We start from the raw sequence: 20163 nt of genomic DNA, 5'->3' as shown, positions 1-20163 counted from the left end.
TCTTCTGAACGGGCAGGCGCTTATCTTGCCTGCATCGTTGGCCAAAGGCACTAGCCAATCCCGTCATTGCCCTGGCGGATGAGGCGTCACGCGAGGCTGCGCCCGGGCACGTAGCGGCCGTCAAACCTGCCACTGACTCAGGCCACTGGCGGGGTTGAGCGCGCGACGAGGGCGGCCACGTTCAGACCGCGTGGCAACGTGCCGTACACCCGGCCACTGCCTTGTAAGCGGCTGGCAATAAAGGCGTCGCTCACGTCGCTGTTTCCTGCCTCCAGCAACAATTTGGCCTGTAGCCCAAGGGCGATGTCTTCGCTCAGTTGGCGGGCGCGGTACTGAATGTCGTCGGTGTCTTTAAACGCCGTTTTAAGCTGTGCAATGTGCTGCGCCAAGCCTGTATGGCCATGCCCGTCACCCAGCTCGATAAACAATGCCTCCAGCACACCCGGCTCTTTGGACAGTGCCCGCAGCACATCAAGGCATTGCACGTTGCCCGAGCCTTCCCAGGTAGAGTTGACCGGCGCTTCGCGGTACAGGCGCGGCAAAATACTGTCTTCGACATACCCTGCGCCGCCCATGCACTCGGCCGCTTCATTGATCATCGCGGGCGCCCGTTTGCAGATCCAGTATTTGCCCACGGCGGTTACCAGTCGCGAGAACTTGGCCTGCTGCGGATCGTCCAGGTGGTCCAGCGCTTGTCCCATGCGCAAACTCAAGGCCAGCGCTGCTTCGCTTTCAAGCGCCAGATCCGCGAGCACGTTTTGCATCAACGGTTGCTCGGCCAGCAGCCGGCCACCGACCAAACGGTGAGCGCAATGATGAGTGGCCTGGGTCAGCGCCTGACGCATCAACGCGCTAGATCCCACCATGCAGTCAAAACGCGTCATGGCGACCATTTCAATAATCGTCGGCACCCCACGCCCTTCTTCACCCAGCATCCAGGCCAGCGCGCCTCGAAATTCCACTTCGCTGGAGGCATTGGAGCTGTTGCCCAGTTTGTTTTTCAGCCGCTGGATATAGAACTCATTACGACTGCCATCCGGACGGTGGCGCGGCAGTAAAAAGCAACTCAGCCCCTTGTCGGTCTGGGCCAGGGTCAGAAAGCCATCGCACATGGGAGCCGAGCAAAACCATTTATGGCCCAGCAGTTCATAGGCCTGCCCCGGCCCCCGCGCGCCGACCGGGTAAGCCCGCGTGGTATTGGCCCGCACGTCGGTGCCGCCCTGCTTTTCGGTCATGGCCATGCCCAGCGTCACACCGCCCTTTTGACTGATATCGACATTACGCGGGTCGTACACGGTGGCGAGCACCTTGGGCAGCCAGACCTGTGCAACGTCAGGCTGCACACGCAGCGCCGGCACACTGGCAAACGTCATGGTCAGGGGGCAACCACTCCCCGCTTCTGCCTGGGTGTGCAAGTAGGTCATTGAGGCGCGAGCCACGTGGGCGCCGGGTTGCGGATTGGTCCAAGGTAAAGACGGCAAGCCGTGTTCAATCGCGGTGCGCATCAGCTCATGGTAGGCAGGGTGAAAGTCGACCTGATCAATCCGATGACCAAAGCGGTCGTGGCTGACGAACACCGGTTTGTTTTCATTGGCCAAAAAGCCCGCCGCCATCAACGGGCCACCGGCCAGCGCGCCATACGCATCAATCCGCGATTGTGCCCACCCCGCGCCAAAACGCTGCCCCCACTGCTGCAAGGGCAGGTCGATGCGGTACAGGTTAACGCCGTCCAGTGACGGCGGCTGATTGGTCACAGCGTGGGTTTCAGCGTATTGATGCAGGTTCATTGCGCGGGCTCCTGTGGGTCATGCCAATGGAGCCAGTGAAGCACGCATCGCGGTCTTCACAAGTGGCATAACCGCCTAAAGCTCGACGCTTATGCCCTCGCCGTCACGCAACAAGCGCTGCGCCAGGACCTGTTGCAGGTCTTCAAAACGCAGTGGTTTGATCAGGCAGTCGGTAATGGCGTCTACCTGAGAACGCGCGGTGCTGGCCGCAGGCTCTGACTCGAACAACGCCACCACAGGCAACCGCGCACACGCTGCCAACGTCAGCAATTGACTGCCCATTGAGTCGCCCGACACATGGCTGAACGGGCACGCCAACAACACAGCATCCACGCGCTCGCGACGTAGCGTTTCAATGGCCACCTGACCACTTTCGGCACTCAACACGCGATAGCCCAATTTGAGCAACATGCCCCGCAGTAACGGCGAGTTGGCGTTGTTGTCTTCCACCAATAAAACGACGCATTGCTCAGGCGTTCGCACCACAGGCTGTGGGACCATCGCCGACTCAGGGGGCGATTCCAGTTCAAGGGAGAGCTGAAACTGTGACCCCTGCCCCGGCTGCGAATGATGAGTCAGGCGCCCGCCGAGCAGTTCAACCAGACGTCGGCAAATCGACAGCCCGATGCCCAAGCCGCCATATTCACGGGTCATGGAGCCATCCACCTGGAAGAAGTGCTGATACAACTCGGCATCTTCCTGATGAACAAAGCCAATACCGCTGTCGATCACATTGAACGCCAACGTCCAACGGCCGGGGCTGGCCGTTTTGCCGGTGACGCGCAGAATCACCCCACCTTCGCGGGTGAACTTAATGGCGTTATCCAGCAAACATTCCAGGCACTGGCGAATTTTCTCGGCATCCCCGATCCATTGATCCGGCAAGCCACGCGCCACTTCATACGAAAACGCCAGGCCCTGGCTTTCAGCCCTTGGCCCAAATTGCTCGCGCAAACCGTGCATCATCTCGTTGAGACTGAAAGGCCGGGCACGGGCCGCCAGGCGCCCGGCCTGCAACTCGGTCAGGGTCAGGATGCCATTGACCATGCCCATCATGGCTTTGGCAGAACCCTCGGCGGTGTGGGTGTACTGCTCAAGTTCAGGCGTCATGTCCAGGGTCTTGATCAACTCCAGCGAGCCAATCACCCCGTTCATGGGCGTGCGCAACTCATGGGTCACCGTGGCCAGAAACTCATCTTTGAGCTGGTTGGTGCGGGCCAGTTGCTGGTTCATTGCCGCCAGTTTTTGCCCGGACTCTTGCAGCGTCCTGGCTTGCAGATCGCGCATGGCGTTGATCCGGTCCGCCAGCGCCAGCGACAGCAGCCCCACTTCAATGGCCGAACCAATCTGGCTGGCGTACATGGTCAGGAATACATTCGGCAAATAGCCCAGCACCATCAGTGTGTTAACCAGCCCGCCGAGCAAAAAGGCGGTCCAGGCGATGACAAAATAACGCGCCACCCGCAGGCCGCGGCACCAGGCCACGATGCCGGCAATGAAAATGGTAAAGATAAACGCCAGCGCCAGCCCCGTGGCCAAACGCAACGACGTCGCGTAACTGGTGGTCAGCGCCAGCACCATCACCAGCACACCCACCGCCATCAACACCATCAGCGCCCGGTCGAGCCAGCGGCTGTGGGTGGCGGTGTGCAGGAAGGTGCGGGCGAACTGGCAGCCGAAGAAGGCGGCGCTGCCAATCAAAAATGGGGTGGCGGCGTTGGCCCACCACGGGTTGTTGGGCCAGAAATACTGCACGGCTGCACCGTTGACTGACAGCTGGTACAGGCCGAACGAGGCGATATAGAAGATGTAATAGAGGTAACTGGTGTCGCGCACGCTGACATAGATAAACAAGTTGTAGACCAGCATGCCCAGCAACACGCCGTAAATCAGACCGAGGATGTAAATGCGAACGGGCTGATCTTCCAGATACGCCTTGGTCGACCACAGTGTCAGCGGTGCCTGGATAGAGCCTTCGCTGGCCAGGCGTAAATACACGGTCTGGGTTTGTCCGGGGGTGAAATTCAACTCGAACAGGTAGTTGTTTTCTTTTACCGGGCGACTGTCGAACGGCAGGCCATCGCCGGTGCGCTGGGTCAGTTCAAACTCACCGCTGGCGTTTTGCTGGTAGAGGTCAATACGGTCCAGCGGCGGGTACGCCAGCTCCAGTAGCCAGGAGGTATTGGCGCTCGGGTCTAATGGCTGGTAACTGAGGTCGACTTTGAGCCAAAACACCGAATGCGAGTACCCCGCATTGAGCGTGGCCTTGTCATGGGGTTTGAGCCGTTCGGGGTGGGCGATGACGTCGGCCATCGTCGACTGGCCTGCGACGTCTTCAAAGACGTGCATTTCGCGGCCCAACGGCAAGCGCTGAGTGGTCTCATCAAAGGCGACTGCGCAGGCCAGCATTGGCAGCCAGCCCATCAGAACAATAAAAAAATAGCGCATACAGCCCCAAAATGGCCTGCCTGATTGCGTCTGTAAGCCCCCTTTCCTTTTGAGACGACGTAAACCAGCATTACCTGTTATTCGTTTGGCGGTCACTCTAGCACAGCCGCTAATGGCAAATACACATCACGTAAACATTCAAAACAGAGCGTCTAGATCAAGCATTACAGCGATTTTGAGCACACTTTAAGTACGATGTAAGTCAGCGTTTTTTCAGAATTATCCGAAAGAAAATTCCACAGCGTCCTAACCGCCCGTAAAAACTGATTGGTGGTAAGCTCGCGCACCATGAATATCTACAGCTCTCGCCCTGTTGTCCTCTGTCTCTCCGGCCATGACCCCAGTGGTGGCGCCGGCTTGCAGGCAGATATCGAAGCCCTGCTGGCTCAAGGTTGTCACGCCGCTCCGGTGGTCACCGCCCTGACTGTGCAGAACACCGTTAATGTCCGCGATTTTCGTGTGCTGGACCGTGAGTGGGTGCTGGCTCAAGCCGATGCCGTACTCAGCGACTCGCCCGTCTCGGCCGTCAAGCTGGGTATGCTCGGCTCGCTTGCGATGGTCGACACGGTGGTCGAACTGCTTCAAGCCCACCCGCACTTGCCAATGGTCTGCGACCCGGTACTGCGCGCAGGCGGTGGCGGACGGCTGGGCAAGGACGAAGTGGGTTATGCCATGCGCGAGCGCCTGCTGCCTTTGGCCACCATCGCCACGCCCAACCTGCCCGAAGCCCGCATTCTGGCTGAATTGCCTGAAGGCAGTGCCGATGAATGCGCTGAAAAACTCCTGCCATATTGCAAGCATTTGCTCATCACCGGCGGTCACGGCGATGAGCACGAAGTTCATAACCGTCTGTACAGCCGCGACGGCAGCCGTCATACCTTCACCTGCTACCGCCTGCCTGGCAGCTATCACGGCTCAGGCTGCACGCTGGCCAGTACCTTGGCCGGCCGCCTGGCCATTGGCGAACACCTGGTCAGCGCGGTTGAAACGGCACTCAATTACACATGGCGCACCTTGCGTGATGCCGAGCAACTGGGCCAAGGGCAATTTGTACCGCGCCGCTTGCCGCTAGACTTCTGCTCGTAACCCATGAGGCTCGACTTATGAAACTGCGTGGTCTTTACGCAATCACTGACAGCCAATTGCTGGCAGGCAAGTGGATGCCGTATATCGAGGCAGCCCTTGATGGCGGCCTGACCCTGCTGCAATACCGCGACAAAAGCAGTGACGAGGCCCGCCGCCTGCGCGAAGCCGAGGCGTTGCGCGACATGTGTGCACGCTACAACGCACACTTGATCATCAATGACGATGCCGAACTGGCGGCACGGTTGGGGGTCGGCGTGCACTTGGGGCAAACCGATGGCCCGTTAACCCCTGCCCGCGCCCTGCTGGGTCGCCAGGCGATCATCGGTTCGACCTGCCACAGTCAAATTGAGCTGGGCGAACAAGCGGCCAAAGAAGGCGCGAGTTATGTCGCCTTTGGCCGCTTCTTCAACTCCAGTACCAAACCCGGCGCACCGACCGCGACCCTGGATGTACTCGATGAAGCCCGCGCGCGGATCAAACTGCCGATCTGTGCAATTGGCGGCATCACTCTGGACAACGCGGCACCGCTGATCGACCACGGAGCTGACTTACTGGCGGTGGTGCACGGCCTGTTTGGCGCCGAGAGCCCACAAGAAGTCACCCGCCGCGCCCGTGCGTTCAACGCTTTGATGTCACTTTAAATACCGATTCCTGATTCAGAGAGAGCCCTTCATGTCTCGTTCCGAAACCCTGTTTGCCAACGCTCAAAAACACATTCCCGGCGGCGTGAATTCGCCGGTTCGTGCCTTCAAAAGCGTGGGCGGCACGCCGTTGTTCTTCAAGCACGCCGAAGGCGCCTACGTGACTGACGAAGACGACAAGCGTTATGTCGATTACGTCGGTTCGTGGGGCCCGATGATTTTGGGCCACAGCCACCCCGACGTGCTGGACGCCGTGCGTGCTCAACTGGAGCACGGCCTGTCGTACGGGGCGCCAACGGCCATGGAAACCGAAATGGCAGACCTGGTGTGCGCCATCGTGCCATCGATGGAAATGGTGCGTATGGTCAGCTCCGGCACTGAGGCGACCATGAGCGCGATTCGCCTGGCGCGTGGTTTCACCGGTCGCGACAACATTCTCAAGTTCGAAGGCTGCTACCACGGCCACTCCGACAGCCTGCTGGTGAAAGCCGGTTCCGGCTTGCTGACCCAGGGTGTCCCCAGCTCGGGCGGCGTGCCAGCTGATTTTGCCAAACACACCCTGACCACGACCTTCAACGACATCGACGCCGTTGAAAAGCTGCTGGCCGAGGTCGGTGACACCGTGGCCTGCATCATCGTTGAGCCGGTAGCGGGCAACATGAACTGCGTGCCACCGGCCCCCGGTTTCTTGCAGGGCCTGCGCAACCTGTGTGACCAGCACGGCGTGGTGCTGATTTTTGACGAAGTGATGACCGGTTTCCGTGTCGGCCTCGGCGGTGCTCAAGCGCACTACGGCGTGACCCCGGACCTGAGCACATTCGGCAAAATCATCGGTGGCGGCATGCCGGTGGGCTGCTTCGGCGGCAAGCGCGAGATCATGGAATGCATTGCGCCCCTGGGCCCGGTGTATCAAGCCGGTACCTTGTCGGGCAACCCGCTGGCGATGGCGGCAGGCTTGACCACGTTGCGCCTGATCAGCCGCCCCGGCTTCCACGCCGAACTGAGCGACTACACCACGCGCTTGCTCGAGGGCTTGCAGCAACGCGCTGATGCAGCCGGCATCCCGTTCGTCACGACTCAAGCAGGCGGGATGTTCGGCCTGTACTTCAGCAACGCCGATGACATCGTTACCTTCGACGACGTCATGGCCAGCGATGCGGACCTGTTCAAGCGCTTCTTCCACTTGATGCTCGAAGGCGGCGTTTACTTGGCGCCGAGTGCTTTCGAAGCAGGTTTCACCTCGATTGCCCACGGCGATGACGAATTGAAACTGACGCTGGACGCTGCCGAGCGCGCATTTGCCGCCCTGAAGTGATCCACAAAAAACGGCAAGGGTGATGGCTCTTGCCGTTTTTATGCCCGTAATGAGCGGATCTTTTAACCCGCTCGTCCAAAATCGTCTTAAATCAACCGATATCACACGAGTCGCGCAGAAAAACGAGTAAAGACTTTGTAAGGTTGCCTCTGCTTATTTCATAATGCGCGCCTATACATCCCTTGGTCGGGCTTGCCCGTCTTTCCAGAGGTACGTCGATTCCCATGAACCGCACCGGCCGCGCCCTTGCACTGGGCTGCCTGTTGCTCCTACAACCGCTGCTTGCTCAGGCAGGCGGTAACTCGTTGTTGATCCCGGCGATGGGTCGCTGCACCCTCAATACTCAGCCAGAAAATCTGGAAGAGGCGCTTGCCGCGTGCGTGCAAGCAGCAAAAGAGGGGGATGCAGAAGCCGAATACGAGTTAGGCGAGTTCTACTACGACGTTAACAACCCCAAGCGCGACCTCAATCAAGCCCTCAGCTATTTCGAACAAGCGTCGCTGCAAGGCCACGCCATGGCCCAGTTCAAACTGGGCACCATGTTCTTCAAGGGCGAAGGCGTACCGGCCAATAACATTCAGGCGTATATCGTGTTGAAGATGGCGGCCGTTAACGGCGCTGAAGATGCACTGGATACCGCCGACGAAGTGGCCGAGCAAATGCCCCGTGACCAACTCGAAACCGCGACCCAGGTGCTGGGGCAGATATTCCGCAAATACCTGATGGAACTGCAATCGACGGACGCCCGCTCGCCGTTTTCGCCACTGCCTTGACTGACCGCCCTCGAGCGCCAGCCAGCGAGTAGAACTCTGGGGTTAAGCCCTACTTCTCCGGCATCGGAAACGGAAACGGCATCACATTGCTCACGCCACGGGCTTCGCTGATTTTCGGCGTCCCCAGACGCTCCACCTCGTCGATGCGCACAATCGAATGCATCGGCACAAAACTGCGCACCACGCCTTCAAATTGAGCCTTGAGCTTTTCTTCGCTCGGATCAACGACCATTTGCGTGCGCTCACCGAAGACGAATTCTTCTACTTCCAGGAAACCCCACAGATCACTTTGATAGATCTGCTTGGCGTACATTTCGAACACCTGTCCCTGGTTAAGGAAAATCACCTTGTAGATTGGAGCTTCACGTTTGGTCATGGTGGGCGGGTAAACATCTGAAGGTATAAAAGAGGGCGCGAACTATAGCATAGCCGTCAGACGCACAGCGCTAGGAAGCAACGGCTATGCCCCCTATAATGCGCGGTTCTTTGAACCACTTGATGAACACCCATGGCCAAGAAGCTTTACATCGAAACCCACGGTTGCCAGATGAATGAGTACGACAGCTCACGTATGGTCGATCTGCTGGGTGAACATCAGGCCCTGGAAGTCACGGCGCGCGCTGAAGACGCTGATGTCATCCTGCTCAATACCTGCTCGATTCGTGAGCGCGCCCAAGACCGCGTTTACTCGCAATTGGGCCGCTGGCGCGAGCTGAAACTGGCCAACCCGGACATGGTAATTGCCGTCGGGGGATGTGTGGCCAGCCAGGAAGGTGCCGCGATCCGTGATCGCGCGCCCTACGTTGACGTGGTATTTGGCCCGCAGACCCTGCACCGCCTGCCTGAAATGATTGACGCGGCGCGCATCACCAAGCTGCCGCAGGTCGATGTGTCGTTCCCCGAAATCGAAAAATTCGACCACTTGCCCGAGCCACGCATCGACGGCCCGAGCGCCTACGTCTCGGTCATGGAAGGGTGCAGCAAGTACTGCACCTTCTGCGTGGTGCCTTATACCCGCGGTGAAGAAGTCAGCCGTCCGTTCGACGACGTACTCGGCGAGGTCATTCACCTGGCTGAAAACGGTGTGCGCGAAGTCACCCTGCTCGGGCAGAACGTCAACGGTTATCGCGGTTTGACCGAAGACGGCCGCCTGGCTGATCTGGCGGAGCTGATCCGCGTGGTGGCCGCCATCGACGGGATCGAACGTATCCGGTACACCACCTCACACCCGCTGGAGTTCTCGGACAGCCTGATCCAGGCGCATGCCGAAGTACCGGAGCTGGTAAAGCACCTGCACTTGCCGGTGCAATCGGGTTCTGACCGCATTTTGTCGGCCATGAAACGCAACCACACGGCGCTGGAGTACAAGTCCAAGCTGCGCAAACTGCGTGCTGCCGTACCGGGCATCTGCATCAGTTCGGACTTTATCGTGGGCTTCCCCGGCGAGACTGAAAAAGACTTCGAGCAAACCATGAAGCTGATCGAAGACGTCGGCTTCGACTTCTCGTATTCATTTGTGTACAGCCAGCGCCCAGGTACTCCTGCCGCCGACCTGACAGACGACACCCCAGAAGAGCGCAAGAAGGAACGCCTCAACGCCTTGCAGCATCGACTGAATCAGCAAGGTTTTGAAATCAGCCGACAAATGGTGGGTTCAACCCAGCGAATTTTGGTCACTGACTACTCGAAAAAAGACCCCGGTGAACTGCAAGGCCGTACCGAGAACAACCGCATCGTCAACTTCCGCTGCGACAACCCGCAGTTGATTGGTCAGTTTGCCGATGTACACATCGATGCCGCCCAACCGCATTCGTTGCGCGGTTCTTTGCTGAACTGACCCCTGCCTCACGTAGCCACCGCGCAGGCGGCGTTCGATTGCAGAGCGATCGTAAATCCTGATCACACGGTTTTATACACCGTGTGCCTGATTTCACGACGGCTTCGCCGCCGAACGCAGCCTTGGGCAGCGGCTACAGTTGATTTGCAGCGAAGTCCTTTCGCCCATGACCTGCTAGCGTTATCCTTCAAACCATCTTATTTGCCTCAGGGCGGCTAAAAACGACTTTGAACGCACCCATCGAACCACATCGTTTTCTCCTCGAGCCTTTTGAGGCTCGCCGTTTCGCCAATCTGTGCGGGCTGTTGGACGAGCATTTGCGCTTGATCGAACAACGCCTGGCGATCGAAATCCGCAATCGCGGCAATCAGTTCGAACTGATCGGCGACCCAAAAATCACGTCATCCGCAGAAAACCTGCTGCGCCGTCTGTACCGCGAGGCCAAAGCCACCGAGCTTTCGCCAGACATGGTGCACCTGTTCTTGCAGGAATCCGCGGTACAGGACCTCGCCAACGACCCCGTGGCCGAAGCCAGTGTTTCGTTGCGCACCAAAAAGGGCATGATTCGCCCGCGCGGCATCAATCAGCAGCGCTACGTCAAAGAAATCCTGGGCAACGACATCAACTTCGGCATTGGTCCGGCGGGTACGGGTAAAACCTATCTGGCCGTGGCCTGCGCAGTAGATGCCCTTGAGCGCGAGCAGATCCGTCGCATCCTGCTGGTGCGCCCGGCGGTTGAGGCCGGCGAAAAACTGGGGTTCCTGCCCGGCGATCTGTCGCAGAAAATCGACCCGTACCTGCGCCCGCTGTACGACGCCCTGTACGAGATGCTCGGTTTTGAATACGTGGCCAAGCTGATCGAGCGCCAGGTGATCGAAGTCGCACCGCTGGCCTACATGCGCGGTCGTACGCTCAACAACAGCTTCATCATTCTCGACGAAAGCCAGAACACCACCGTCGAGCAAATGAAGATGTTTCTGACCCGTATCGGTTTCGGCTCCACCGCCGTGATCACCGGTGACATCACCCAGATCGACCTGCCCAAAGGCACCAAGTCAGGGCTTAACCATGTCATCGAAGTGCTCAAGGATGTGCCGGGTATCAGCTTTACGCACTTCCAGTCCAAAGACGTCGTGCGCCACCCTCTGGTGCAACGCATCGTAGAGGCCTATGGCCGCTATGAGCAGGACGCTGCCGACAAGTTGGCCGCCCTGCCTGCCGCCAAGGATTACCGCCACGATGCTTGAGCTTGACCTGCAACTGGCGAGCGAAGCCGGCGCGCCTTCCGAAGCCCAGTTCCGCCAATGGTGCGAACTGGCGTTGCGCCAGCGCAGCGCCGATTCGGAAATGACCATCCGCCTGGTCGACGAGCCTGAAGCCCGCGAACTGAATCACACGTGGCGCCAGAAAGACTACGCGACCAACGTGCTGTCCTTTCCGGCCGACGTGCCCGATGAGTTCCTCGATATCCCGCTACTGGGCGACCTGGTGATTTGTATCGCCGTGGTTGAACGCGAAGCCTCCGAGCAAGGCAAGGCACTTGAAGCCCACTGGGCGCATCTGGTGATTCACGGCTGCTTGCATCTTCTGGGTTACGACCATATAGAAGACGAAGAAGCCGAAGAGATGGAAGCACTGGAACGAACGTTGCTTGCTGAACTGGGCCATCCGGACCCGTACGCAGACGACGAAAACTGATCAACACCACTGAAATTACCAAGGGATACGAGTAAATCGCTATGAGCGAAGACCGATCGAGCAACGGGCAAAAGTCATGGTTGGGTAAGCTGACCCAGGCCTTTGCCCATGAGCCGAAAAACCGCCAGGAGCTGCTTGAGCTGCTGCGCGAAGCACATCAAAACAAGTTGTTGGACAGCGAAGCGCTGGCCATCGTCGAAGGCGCCATTCAAGTGGCTGACCTGCAAGTACGCGACATCATGGTGCCGCGTTCGCAGATGATCAGCATCAAGGCGACCCAGACACCCCGCGAATTTCTCCCGGCGATCATCGACGCAGCCCACTCGCGCTACCCGGTGATCGGCGACAGCCACGACGAGGTACTCGGCGTACTGCTGGCCAAAGACCTGCTGCCGCTGATCCTTCAAGAGAACGGCGACAAGTACAACATCAAGGATTTGCTGCGTCCGGCGACGTTTGTCCCCGAGTCCAAGCGCCTGAACGTGTTGCTGCGTGAGTTCCGCGCCAACCACAACCACATGGCCATCGTGATCGACGAATACGGCGGCGTGGCGGGTTTGGTAACGATTGAAGACGTTCTCGAACAGATCGTCGGCGATATCGAAGACGAACACGATGTCGAAGAAGACAGCTACATCAAGCCGCTGCCCAGCGGCGACTTCCTGATCAAAGCCCTGACCCCTATCGAAAACTTCAACGAGTTCTTCGACAGTGACTTCTCCGACGATGAATTCGACACCGTCGGCGGCTTGGTCATGAGTGCGTTCGGGCACTTGCCAAAACGCAATGAAATCACTGAAATCGGCCCCTACCGCTTCCGCATCCTGAATGCTGACAGCCGCCGAATTCACTTGATTCGCCTGACGCCTATCGCCCGCTAAACCCCCCACACCAAGGATTGAAATGCGCTGGATAACCTCCCCCGGCTGGCCCGGTAACTTGCTGGCCGTGGTGGCCGGCGCACTGACAACCTTGGCGTTGGCACCATTCGACATCTGGCCGCTGGCGCTGGTTGCCCTGGCCATGTTTTACCTCGGCCTGCGTGACCTGTCGCCCAAACAGGCGCTGGGCCGTGGCTGGTGTTTCGGCTTTGGCCTGTTTGGCGCGGGCACCAGCTGGATTTACTACAGCATCCACAACTTCGGTGGCGCGTCGGTGTTGCTGGCCGGGTTGTTAATGCTGGCGTTCACGGCGGCCATTGCGTGGTTTTTCGCCCTGCCCGCCTGGTTGTGGGCACGCTGGATTCGTCGCAATGAAGCCCCGCTGGCAGACGCGCTGGCGTTCGCTGCGCTGTGGGTTGCGCAAGAGGCCTTTCGCGGCTGGTTCCTCACCGGTTTCCCGTGGCTGTATTCGGGTTACAGCCAGCTCGACGGCCCATTGGCCGGGCTTGCACCGCTGGGTGGCATGTGGCTGATTTCCTTCACCCTGGCACTGACCGCAGCCCTGCTGTGCAACCTGCCGCGCCTGATCAAGGCCAAACGCACGGCGTTTATCGGCGCAGGCTGCGTACTGCTGATCGGCCCGTGGTGCATCGGCCTCGCCCTCAAACACCACGCGTGGACCAGCCCTTCGGGCGACCCGCTGAGCGTGGCGGCGATTCAGGGCAATATCGAACAAAGCATGAAGTGGGACCCTGAACAACTGAATGCGCAGTTGGCCTTGTACCGTGACATGACCTTCAGCTCCAAACGCGCAGACCTGATTATCTGGCCCGAGACAGCGATTCCCGTGCTCAAGGAAAACGCAGAAGGCTACCTGAGCATGATGGGTCGCTTCGCCGCCGAGCGGCATTCGGCCTTGATTACCGGTGTACCGATTCGCCAGGAAGTACGCCATGAGCCGCGTTTTTTCAACGGCATCACGGCCGTGGGCGAAGCGGACGGCACCTACCTGAAACAAAAACTGGTGCCGTTTGGCGAGTACGTGCCGTTGCAAGATGTGTTGCGTGGACTGATCGCCTTCTTCGACCTGCCGATGTCTGACTTCGCACGCGGCCCGGCCGAGCAGGCGCTGCTGCAAGCCAAGGGTTATCAGATCGCGCCGTTTATTTGCTACGAAGTGGTGTACCCGGATTTCGCAGCCAGCCTGGCGGCCAAGAGCGACATTTTGCTGACCATCAGCAACGACACCTGGTTCGGCACCTCGATTGGCCCGTTGCAACACTTGCAGATGGCGCAGATGCGCGCACTGGAGGCGGGCCGCTGGATGATTCGCGCGACTAACAATGGCGTCACCGGGTTGATTAACCCGTATGGCCAAATCACCGCGCAGATCCCGCAATTCGAGCGCGGGATTTTGTACGGCGAAGTGGTGCCGATGCACAACCTCACGCCTTACCTGCAATGGCGCTCGTGGCCGTTGGTCATTGTGTGCGGCCTGCTGATTGGCTGGGCGTTGATCACCAGCCGGATTGCCAAAACGGTGTAGCAAGCGCCCGGTCGAGACGCTGAGACCGATCAAGCTGGAAAGCACACTGCGCGGTTGCGACGGGCAGCGTAGCCGTCGCCAAGGCATTCAGCCCGCAACCCCAGGCATATCGCAGCGGTTGAATCGACGGCTGCTGCGCCCCTGATCGCAGCCTCGTACCTCGACAGCGACTACCGCGCGTTGAGCGGATTTACCGGTGCTTGGGACTTGAGCACAACCTCATACCTGGGCAGCGCCTGGCAAGGTCATCTCTGTAATGGCGGGTGCGTATCAGCGGTAAAACAGCGGATACGCCACTTGCCCTGCGGCTTCGTTCAGCAATTGACCCGACTGCCAGATCGACTTGAACTCTGGCATCCAGCCGCCCAAAGGCCGGGCGTTGTCTCGTCCCAGAAACCCGACGGGCGCGGGCACCACGTCGAAACCGGCTTGTTCAAAGCTCCAGACCGAACGCGGCATGTGCCAGGCCTGCGTCACTACGACCACGCGCTTGATGCCTTGCGGCAACAAAATATCGGCGCTCATTTGAGCGTTTTCCCAAGTGGTACGGCTTTGTTCTTCTTTCCAGCGCACCTGCACGCCAAAGTCATCGTGCAGAGAGTCAGCCATTAACTGAGCCTCACTGGGCGGCGTACCGTAGTGCAAACCGCCGGTGGTCAGCAGCGGCAAACCCGATGCTTTAGCTAACCGCGCCGCATAACGCTGGCGCTCTAATCCGGTGCCCGTTGGCTGGTCACTGCCCCACGCCGGATCGCCACGCTCACGGCCCGACCCCAATACCACGATCGCGTCGGCGCGCTGCGCCAAAGTCGACCATTCGCTTTGGGCCAACGCCGGTTCGCGTTCCAGTGCACGCGCACTCCACTCCACCACCACCGGCAAGCTCATCAACCAAAAGCCAGCCACACCCACGGCAAACAGAGCGCCTGCCAAGCGTGGACGCGAACGACGCAGCCACCAGGCAAGCACCAAAATCAGCAGCAGAATGCCGGGCGGTAAAAGAAGTTGTTTAACGAAATATCGAATAGGCATCGAGCATCTCCAAAGATGCCCGAAGCCTAAGGGGGTTGAACCGATGCAACAACAGGCAACGTGAGTGACTGAATAAAAAGGCCTGCTTCATCAACCCTGGGACACGTACTGCATCAAACGATGACTCACGAGCACAGCGTGAATGGCCGTGCTACCCCTTTGCTCCCTTAACCCTGTCCTTGAGCCAGATGACCTTGGCTGTCGGGGGTGCATGCTGCACATTACTGCTGCCTTGCGAACGGCCATCGGCCTCGCGCTCGCTCCGGTTCAAGTATGCGTTGATCAACTCCAGCTCGGCACGACTCAGGCCTCGCAATTCCAGTTCGGCAGGCCGCTCATCACGTAACTGCACTGCCGTTTTTGCTGAATCAAGAGCCACGCTCAAACGATTAATCAGCCGCTCATACACCTGTGACGTTACTGCTGTGCGTTGCGTTTCTGCCATCCGTTCACCTCATCGAAGGAAATAGATCACCCCCGAGATCAAGCTTAGCTGCGCTCGCAAAGCCGGTGCATTGCAGCGACCAACGGAAGGCAGAGGCAATCAGGGTTTCCCTCGATAGAGTGGGGTCATGTATGCTACGGAACTTCCTGTAACCCCTACTCCAACATGACCGGGCAACACAATAGCCGGCCATAGGTTGAAGAGGATTAGGCCACCCTTTATTAGTACAAGTAGCCATGCACGAACAATATCAGCCCCGTGAAATAGAAGCCGCCGCCCAATCATTCTGGGACAACCAAAAGTCCTTCGAAGTCAGCGAAGATCTAGGCAAGGAAACGTTCTACTGCCTATCGATGTTCCCGTACCCAAGCGGCAAGCTACACATGGGGCACGTGCGCAACTACACCATTGGCGACGTGATCTCCCGTTACCAGCGCATGCTCGGTAAAAACGTATTGCAACCAATGGGTTGGGACGCGTTCGGCATGCCGGCCGAAAACGCCGCGATGAAAAACAAAGTCGCACCGGCCAAATGGACCTACGACAACATCGCCTACATGAAAACCCAGCTGTGCAGCCTGGGTTTGGCCGTCGACTGGTCGCGCGAAATCACCACCTGCAAGCCTGATTACTACCGCTGGGAACAATGGCTGTTTACCCGCCTGTTCGAAAAAGGGGTGATCTACCGCAAAAACGGCACCGTGAACTGGGACCCGGTCGACCAGACCGTTCTGGCCAACGAGCAAGTGATCGACGGCCGCGGCTGGCGTTCGGGCGCGGTGATCGAAAAGCGCGAAATCCCGATGTACTACTTCAAGATCACCGCTTACGCCGATGAACTGCTTGAGGGCCTGGACGACATGCCGGGCTGGCCCGAGCAGGTCAAAACCATGCAGCGCAACTGGATTGGCAAGTCCCGCGGCATGGAAGTGCAGTTCCCGTATAACGTCGATTCCATCGGCGAAGCAGGCACGCTCAAAGTCTTCACTACCCGTCCTGACACCCTGATGGGCGCCACCTATGTGGCCGTTGCCGCTGAACACCCGCTGGCCACCCAGGCCGCGCAAGGCAATCCTGAGCTGCAAGCCTTCATCGCCGAATGCAAAGGCGGCAGTGTCGCTGAAGCCGACATGGCCACCCAAGAGAAAAAGGGCCTGCCTACTTCGCTGTTCGTCGAGCACCCACTGACCGGTGAAAAGCTCCCGGTGTGGGTCGCCAACTATGTGTTGATGCACTACGGCGATGGCGCAGTGATGGCCGTGCCGGCACACGACGAACGCGATTTCGAATTCGCCACCCGATACAACCTGCCGATCAAATCGGTGGTACGCACCAGCGCGGGCGATGCCTCGCCTTCACCGTGGCAGGACGCGTACAACGAACACGGCCCGCTGATCAATTCCGGCGAGTTCGATGGCCTGGACTTCGACGCCGCCTTTGCTGCGATGGAAGCCGCCTTGACAGCCAAAGGCCTGGGTCAATCGCGCACTCAATTCCGTCTGCGCGACTGGGGCGTGAGCCGTCAACGCTACTGGGGCTGCCCGATTCCTATCGTGCATTGCGACACCTGCGGCGATGTGCCGGTCCCTGAAGACCAACTGCCTGTTGTGTTGCCAGAAGACGTCGTACCCGATGGCGCCGGTTCGCCATTGGCGCGCATGCCTGAGTTCTATGAGTGCAGCTGCCCGAAATGCGGCGCACCGGCCAAGCGTGAAACCGACACGATGGACACCTTCGTCGAGTCGTCGTGGTACTACGCCCGCTACGCCTCGCCGCACTATGAAGGTGGCCTGGTCGAAAAGGCTGCGGCTGACCACTGGCTGCCTGTCGATCAGTACATCGGCGGCATCGAACACGCGATCTTGCACCTGCTGTACGCGCGCTTCTTCCACAAATTGATGCGCGACGAGGGTCTGGTCGGCTCCAACGAACCGTTCAAGAACCTGCTGACCCAAGGCATGGTGATTGCCGACACCTATTTCCGTACGCTGGACAACGGTGGCAAGGACTACTTCAACCCGGACGACGTAGAAGTGGTGCGTGACGCGAAGGCCAAGATCATCGGCGCTACGCTGAAGTCGGACGGTCTGCCGGTTGAAATCGGCGGCACGCAAAAAATGTCCAAGTCGCTGAACAACGGCGTTGACCCGCAATCGATGATCGAACAATACGGCGCCGATACCTGCCGCCTGTTCATGATGTTTGCTTCGCCACCCGATGCCAGCCTCGAATGGTCGGACGCAGGTGTTGAAGGTTCGCACCGCTTCCTCAAGCGTGTATGGCGCCTGGCCCATGCCCACGTTGGCCAGGGACTGCCTGGCCCGCTGGACATCGGCACCCTGAACGACGAGCAAAAAGTCATTCGCCGCGCCATTCACCAGGCCATCAAACAAGCGAGCCAGGACGTCGGCCAGCATCACAAATTCAACACCGCCGTCGCGCAAGTGATGACCGTGATGAACGTGCTGGAAAAAGCGCCGCAAACCACCGAACAAGACCGCGCCCTGCTGCAAGAGGGCCTGGAAACCGTGGCGCTGCTGTTGGCACCGATCACCCCGCACATCAGCCATGAGCTGTGGAATCAGCTGGGTCACATCGACGCCATCATCGACGCGCCGTGGCCAACACTGGACGAAAGCGCGTTGGTGCAAGACACGCTGCAACTGGTGATTCAGGTCAACGGCAAGCTGCGCGGGCAAATTGACATGCCCGCCGCTGCCAGCCGCGAAGACATTGAAGCGGCTGCCCGTATCAACGAAAACGTGTTGCGCTTCACCGAAGGCCTGACGATCCGCAAGGTCATCGTTGTGCCGGGCAAACTGGTCAACATCGTCGCCAGCTAAATTGGAACAGGCGCCCCGCCCTACGTGCGGGCGCCCAATAAAACCTTCCGGGCCGCTCAGTCGGCCTATCTGGTTTCAAGGGGAGCAACACATGATCAAACGCAATTTGCTGGTGATGGGCCTCGCGGTACTGCTGAGCGCCTGCGGCTTCCAGCTGCGTGGCACCGGCACCAATCAGTTGTCCATTACTGAACTCGATGTGACCGCGCGTAATGCCTATGGCGATACCGTGCGCCAACTGCGTCAGGTACTGGAAAACAGCGGCGTTAAAATCTCTGCCGGCGCGCCGTATCACCTGATCCTGACCAACGAGCAAGAAACCCAGCGCGCAGCCAGCTATGCGGGCAATGGCGGCACGGTAGAGTACGAATTGACCAACGTACTGAACTACGAGATCCGCGGCGAACACAATCTGCCGTTGCTCGACAACAAGATTGAAGTGCACAAGGTCTACTTGCAGGACAGCAGCAACATCACTGGTTCTGGCCAGGAAGCCACCATGATTCGCGGCGAAATGCGTCGCGAGCTGGTGCAACAGATGGTGCTACGCCTGGAGCAGCTCACGCCTGAGCAGTTGGCCAAATTGCAACAAGTGGCTGACGAGAAGGCAAAGGCTGAAGCCGACGCTCTCGAAGCCGCGCGCAAAGCGCAAGAGGCGACCCCGCAACAGTCGCCACTCGAAGTACCCAATCAGTAAGGCATACGGGGCGCTCAGGCGCCCCGTCATCTATCAAGTCCTATGAAACTCGCCCCCGCTCAACTCGCCAAACACCTGCAAGGCAACCTGTCGCCGGTCTATATCATCAGCGGCGATGACCCGTTGCTGTGCCAGGAAGCCGCAGACGCCATTCGCAGTACCGCCCGCCAACAAGGTTACGACGAACGCCAGGTATTCAGCGCTGACGCCAGTTTTGACTGGGGTTCACTGCTGCAAGCAGGCGCCAGCATGTCACTGTTTGCTGAAAAGCGACTGCTGGAACTGCGCCTGCCTTCCGGCAAACCGGGCGATAAAGGGGCTGCTGCACTGATCGAGTATTGCGCCCGCCCCGCCGAAGACACACTGCTGTTGATCAGCTTGCCCAAACTCGATGGCAGCGCGCAGAAAACCAAGTGGGGCAAGGCACTGGTTGAAGGTGCGCACACTCAGTTCGTGCAAATCTGGCCGGTCGACGCCAATCAATTGCCGCAATGGATTCGTCAGCGTTTGTCTCAGGCCGGTCTTTCAGCAACGCATGACGCTGTCGAACTGATCGCGGCTCGGGTCGAAGGCAACTTACTGGCCGCCGCCCAAGAAATCGAAAAGCTCAAACTGATGGCTGAAGAAGGCCAGATCACCGTCGAGACCGTGCAAGCGGCCGTAGCGGACAGCGCGCGTTTTGATGTGTTCGGGCTGGTCGACGCGGTACTCAATGGCGAGGCCACCCATGCGCTGCGCATGCTCGAAGGCTTGCGCGGCGAAGGTGTCGAGCCACCTGTGATCTTGTGGGCACTGGCGCGCGAACTGCGGGTGCTGGCCAACATTGCATTGCAATACAGCCAGGGCACCCCGCTGGACAAAGCCTTCAGCCAGGCCCGGCCACCGGTGTGGGATAAACGCAAACCCCTGATGAGCAAAGCCTTGCAACGTTATTCCGCACAACGCTGGGCGCACCTGTTGATGGACGCGCAACGTATTGATGCACAAATAAAAGGCCAGGCGGCGGGTTCTGCCTGGAGCAGCTTGAGTCGATTAACGCTGCTGATGTGTGGGCAACGTCTGAATCTGCCTGCGGAGTAAACACCTCGCCCCGCAGGAACTTTGGGGCGCAGCATGCCCTCTGGACAACGCTGA

At 59.1% G+C, this 20163-nt stretch carries 17 protein-coding genes; 12 read left to right on the top strand and 5 right to left on the bottom strand.

Annotated elements, in window-relative coordinates; all coding sequences use genetic code 11:
- Window positions 1-137: 137 nt before the first annotated feature.
- The gene (locus tag ACP7A4_RS00795; RefSeq protein WP_426245136.1) at window positions 138-1787 is read right to left on the bottom strand and encodes an acyl-CoA dehydrogenase family protein; all 1650 of its coding nucleotides are present in this window, start codon (window positions 1785-1787) and stop codon (window positions 138-140) included.
- A 75-nt stretch (window positions 1788-1862) separates the two neighbouring features.
- Complete coding sequence (locus ACP7A4_RS00790; protein WP_426245134.1) at window positions 1863-4235, bottom strand: hybrid sensor histidine kinase/response regulator; 2373 nt, start codon at window positions 4233-4235, stop codon at window positions 1863-1865.
- 288 nt (window positions 4236-4523) lie between these two features.
- Between ACP7A4_RS00790 and ACP7A4_RS00785 the strand changes: the two genes are divergently transcribed.
- From ACP7A4_RS00785 to ACP7A4_RS00770, 4 genes are all read left to right on the top strand, one after another.
- A complete protein-coding gene (locus tag ACP7A4_RS00785; RefSeq protein WP_059763863.1) occupies window positions 4524-5321 on the top strand; it encodes a hydroxymethylpyrimidine/phosphomethylpyrimidine kinase in 798 nt (265 codons plus the stop codon).
- Window positions 5322-5338: 17 nt separating this feature from the next.
- On the top strand, window positions 5339-5962 hold the full coding sequence (gene thiE, locus ACP7A4_RS00780; RefSeq protein WP_426245132.1) for a thiamine phosphate synthase: 624 nt from the start codon (window positions 5339-5341) through the stop codon (window positions 5960-5962).
- 31 nt (window positions 5963-5993) lie between these two features.
- Entirely contained in the window at window positions 5994-7277 is a 1284-nt protein-coding gene (gene hemL / locus ACP7A4_RS00775) for a glutamate-1-semialdehyde 2,1-aminomutase (protein ID WP_426245130.1), read from the top strand.
- A gap of 224 nt (window positions 7278-7501) precedes the next feature.
- Window positions 7502-8050: a tetratricopeptide repeat protein gene (locus ACP7A4_RS00770; RefSeq protein WP_048362392.1), complete on the top strand. Its 549-nt coding sequence runs from the start codon at window positions 7502-7504 to the stop codon at window positions 8048-8050.
- A gap of 49 nt (window positions 8051-8099) precedes the next feature.
- On the opposite strand, the gene ACP7A4_RS00765 is transcribed toward ACP7A4_RS00770, so the two are convergent.
- Window positions 8100-8426 carry a DUF1820 family protein gene (locus ACP7A4_RS00765; protein ID WP_019411970.1) on the bottom strand — a complete coding sequence of 109 codons (327 nt, stop codon included), beginning with the start codon at window positions 8424-8426 and terminating at the stop codon, window positions 8100-8102.
- A 132-nt stretch (window positions 8427-8558) separates the two neighbouring features.
- Between ACP7A4_RS00765 and miaB the strand changes: the two genes are divergently transcribed.
- The 5 genes from miaB (at window position 8559) to lnt (ending at window position 14012) form a co-directional block, all read left to right on the top strand.
- Complete coding sequence (gene miaB, locus ACP7A4_RS00760; protein ID WP_048362391.1) at window positions 8559-9887, top strand: tRNA (N6-isopentenyl adenosine(37)-C2)-methylthiotransferase MiaB; 1329 nt, start codon at window positions 8559-8561, stop codon at window positions 9885-9887.
- 227 nt (window positions 9888-10114) lie between these two features.
- Window positions 10115-11134: a PhoH family protein gene (locus ACP7A4_RS00755; RefSeq protein ID WP_048362390.1), complete on the top strand. Its 1020-nt coding sequence runs from the start codon at window positions 10115-10117 to the stop codon at window positions 11132-11134.
- Window positions 11127-11585, top strand: coding sequence for an rRNA maturation RNase YbeY (gene ybeY, locus ACP7A4_RS00750; RefSeq protein WP_426245126.1), 459 nt, complete (start codon window positions 11127-11129; stop codon window positions 11583-11585). Before ACP7A4_RS00755 ends, ybeY begins: the two co-directional genes overlap by 8 nt.
- 41 nt (window positions 11586-11626) lie before the next feature.
- Window positions 11627-12466, top strand: coding sequence for an HlyC/CorC family transporter (locus ACP7A4_RS00745; RefSeq protein WP_048362388.1), 840 nt, complete (start codon window positions 11627-11629; stop codon window positions 12464-12466).
- 22 nt (window positions 12467-12488) lie between these two features.
- The gene (gene lnt / locus ACP7A4_RS00740) at window positions 12489-14012 is read left to right on the top strand and encodes an apolipoprotein N-acyltransferase (protein ID WP_059763853.1); all 1524 of its coding nucleotides are present in this window, start codon (window positions 12489-12491) and stop codon (window positions 14010-14012) included.
- A 270-nt stretch (window positions 14013-14282) separates the two neighbouring features.
- Here the strand turns inward: lnt and ACP7A4_RS00735 are convergent, their stop codons facing one another.
- Window positions 14283-15044 carry a YdcF family protein gene (locus ACP7A4_RS00735; RefSeq protein WP_426245124.1) on the bottom strand — a complete coding sequence of 254 codons (762 nt, stop codon included), beginning with the start codon at window positions 15042-15044 and terminating at the stop codon, window positions 14283-14285.
- A 151-nt stretch (window positions 15045-15195) separates the two neighbouring features.
- Window positions 15196-15489 (bottom strand): hypothetical protein, encoded by a 294-nt coding sequence (locus ACP7A4_RS00730; protein WP_059763848.1) that lies wholly within the window; start codon window positions 15487-15489, stop codon window positions 15196-15198.
- A 236-nt stretch (window positions 15490-15725) separates the two neighbouring features.
- Between ACP7A4_RS00730 and leuS the strand changes: the two genes are divergently transcribed.
- The 3 genes from leuS (at window position 15726) to holA (ending at window position 20109) form a co-directional block, all read left to right on the top strand.
- A complete protein-coding gene (gene leuS, locus ACP7A4_RS00725) occupies window positions 15726-18332 on the top strand; it encodes a leucine--tRNA ligase (protein WP_203302202.1) in 2607 nt (868 codons plus the stop codon).
- Window positions 18333-18423: 91 nt separating this feature from the next.
- Entirely contained in the window at window positions 18424-19029 is a 606-nt protein-coding gene (gene lptE, locus ACP7A4_RS00720; protein ID WP_059763844.1) for an LPS assembly lipoprotein LptE, read from the top strand.
- A 42-nt stretch (window positions 19030-19071) separates the two neighbouring features.
- On the top strand, window positions 19072-20109 hold the full coding sequence (holA, locus tag ACP7A4_RS00715; protein WP_426245121.1) for a DNA polymerase III subunit delta: 1038 nt from the start codon (window positions 19072-19074) through the stop codon (window positions 20107-20109).
- The last annotated feature ends 54 nt before the right edge of the window (window positions 20110-20163 follow it).

Origin of the sequence: Pseudomonas sp. TWR3-1-1 (assembly GCF_049896545.1) — a bacterium.
Classification (GTDB): domain Bacteria; phylum Pseudomonadota; class Gammaproteobacteria; order Pseudomonadales; family Pseudomonadaceae; genus Aquipseudomonas; species Aquipseudomonas weihenstephanensis.
This window is presented reverse-complemented; position numbering and strand designations above follow the sequence as displayed.

What these genes read in the sequence shown, in the direction of transcription:
- miaB (WP_048362391.1), top strand. Translation starts at nt 8,559, where the DNA reads ATGGCCAAGAAGCTTTACATCGAAACCCACGGTTGCCAGATGAATGAG.
- thiE (WP_426245132.1), top strand. Translation starts at nt 5,339, where the DNA reads ATGAAACTGCGTGGTCTTTACGCAATCACTGACAGCCAATTGCTGGCA.
- ACP7A4_RS00730 (WP_059763848.1), bottom strand. Translation starts at nt 15,489, where the DNA reads ATGGCAGAAACGCAACGCACAGCAGTAACGTCACAGGTGTATGAGCGG.
- ACP7A4_RS00765 (WP_019411970.1), bottom strand. Translation starts at nt 8,426, where the DNA reads ATGACCAAACGTGAAGCTCCAATCTACAAGGTGATTTTCCTTAACCAG.
- ACP7A4_RS00745 (WP_048362388.1), top strand. Translation starts at nt 11,627, where the DNA reads ATGAGCGAAGACCGATCGAGCAACGGGCAAAAGTCATGGTTGGGTAAG.
- ybeY (WP_426245126.1), top strand. Translation starts at nt 11,127, where the DNA reads ATGCTTGAGCTTGACCTGCAACTGGCGAGCGAAGCCGGCGCGCCTTCC.
- lptE (WP_059763844.1), top strand. Translation starts at nt 18,424, where the DNA reads ATGATCAAACGCAATTTGCTGGTGATGGGCCTCGCGGTACTGCTGAGC.
- ACP7A4_RS00790 (WP_426245134.1), bottom strand. Translation starts at nt 4,235, where the DNA reads ATGCGCTATTTTTTTATTGTTCTGATGGGCTGGCTGCCAATGCTGGCC.
- ACP7A4_RS00735 (WP_426245124.1), bottom strand. Translation starts at nt 15,044, where the DNA reads ATGCCTATTCGATATTTCGTTAAACAACTTCTTTTACCGCCCGGCATT.
- ACP7A4_RS00770 (WP_048362392.1), top strand. Translation starts at nt 7,502, where the DNA reads ATGAACCGCACCGGCCGCGCCCTTGCACTGGGCTGCCTGTTGCTCCTA.
- lnt (WP_059763853.1), top strand. Translation starts at nt 12,489, where the DNA reads ATGCGCTGGATAACCTCCCCCGGCTGGCCCGGTAACTTGCTGGCCGTG.
- holA (WP_426245121.1), top strand. Translation starts at nt 19,072, where the DNA reads ATGAAACTCGCCCCCGCTCAACTCGCCAAACACCTGCAAGGCAACCTG.
- leuS (WP_203302202.1), top strand. Translation starts at nt 15,726, where the DNA reads ATGCACGAACAATATCAGCCCCGTGAAATAGAAGCCGCCGCCCAATCA.
- ACP7A4_RS00795 (WP_426245136.1), bottom strand. Translation starts at nt 1,787, where the DNA reads ATGAACCTGCATCAATACGCTGAAACCCACGCTGTGACCAATCAGCCG.
- hemL (WP_426245130.1), top strand. Translation starts at nt 5,994, where the DNA reads ATGTCTCGTTCCGAAACCCTGTTTGCCAACGCTCAAAAACACATTCCC.
- ACP7A4_RS00785 (WP_059763863.1), top strand. Translation starts at nt 4,524, where the DNA reads ATGAATATCTACAGCTCTCGCCCTGTTGTCCTCTGTCTCTCCGGCCAT.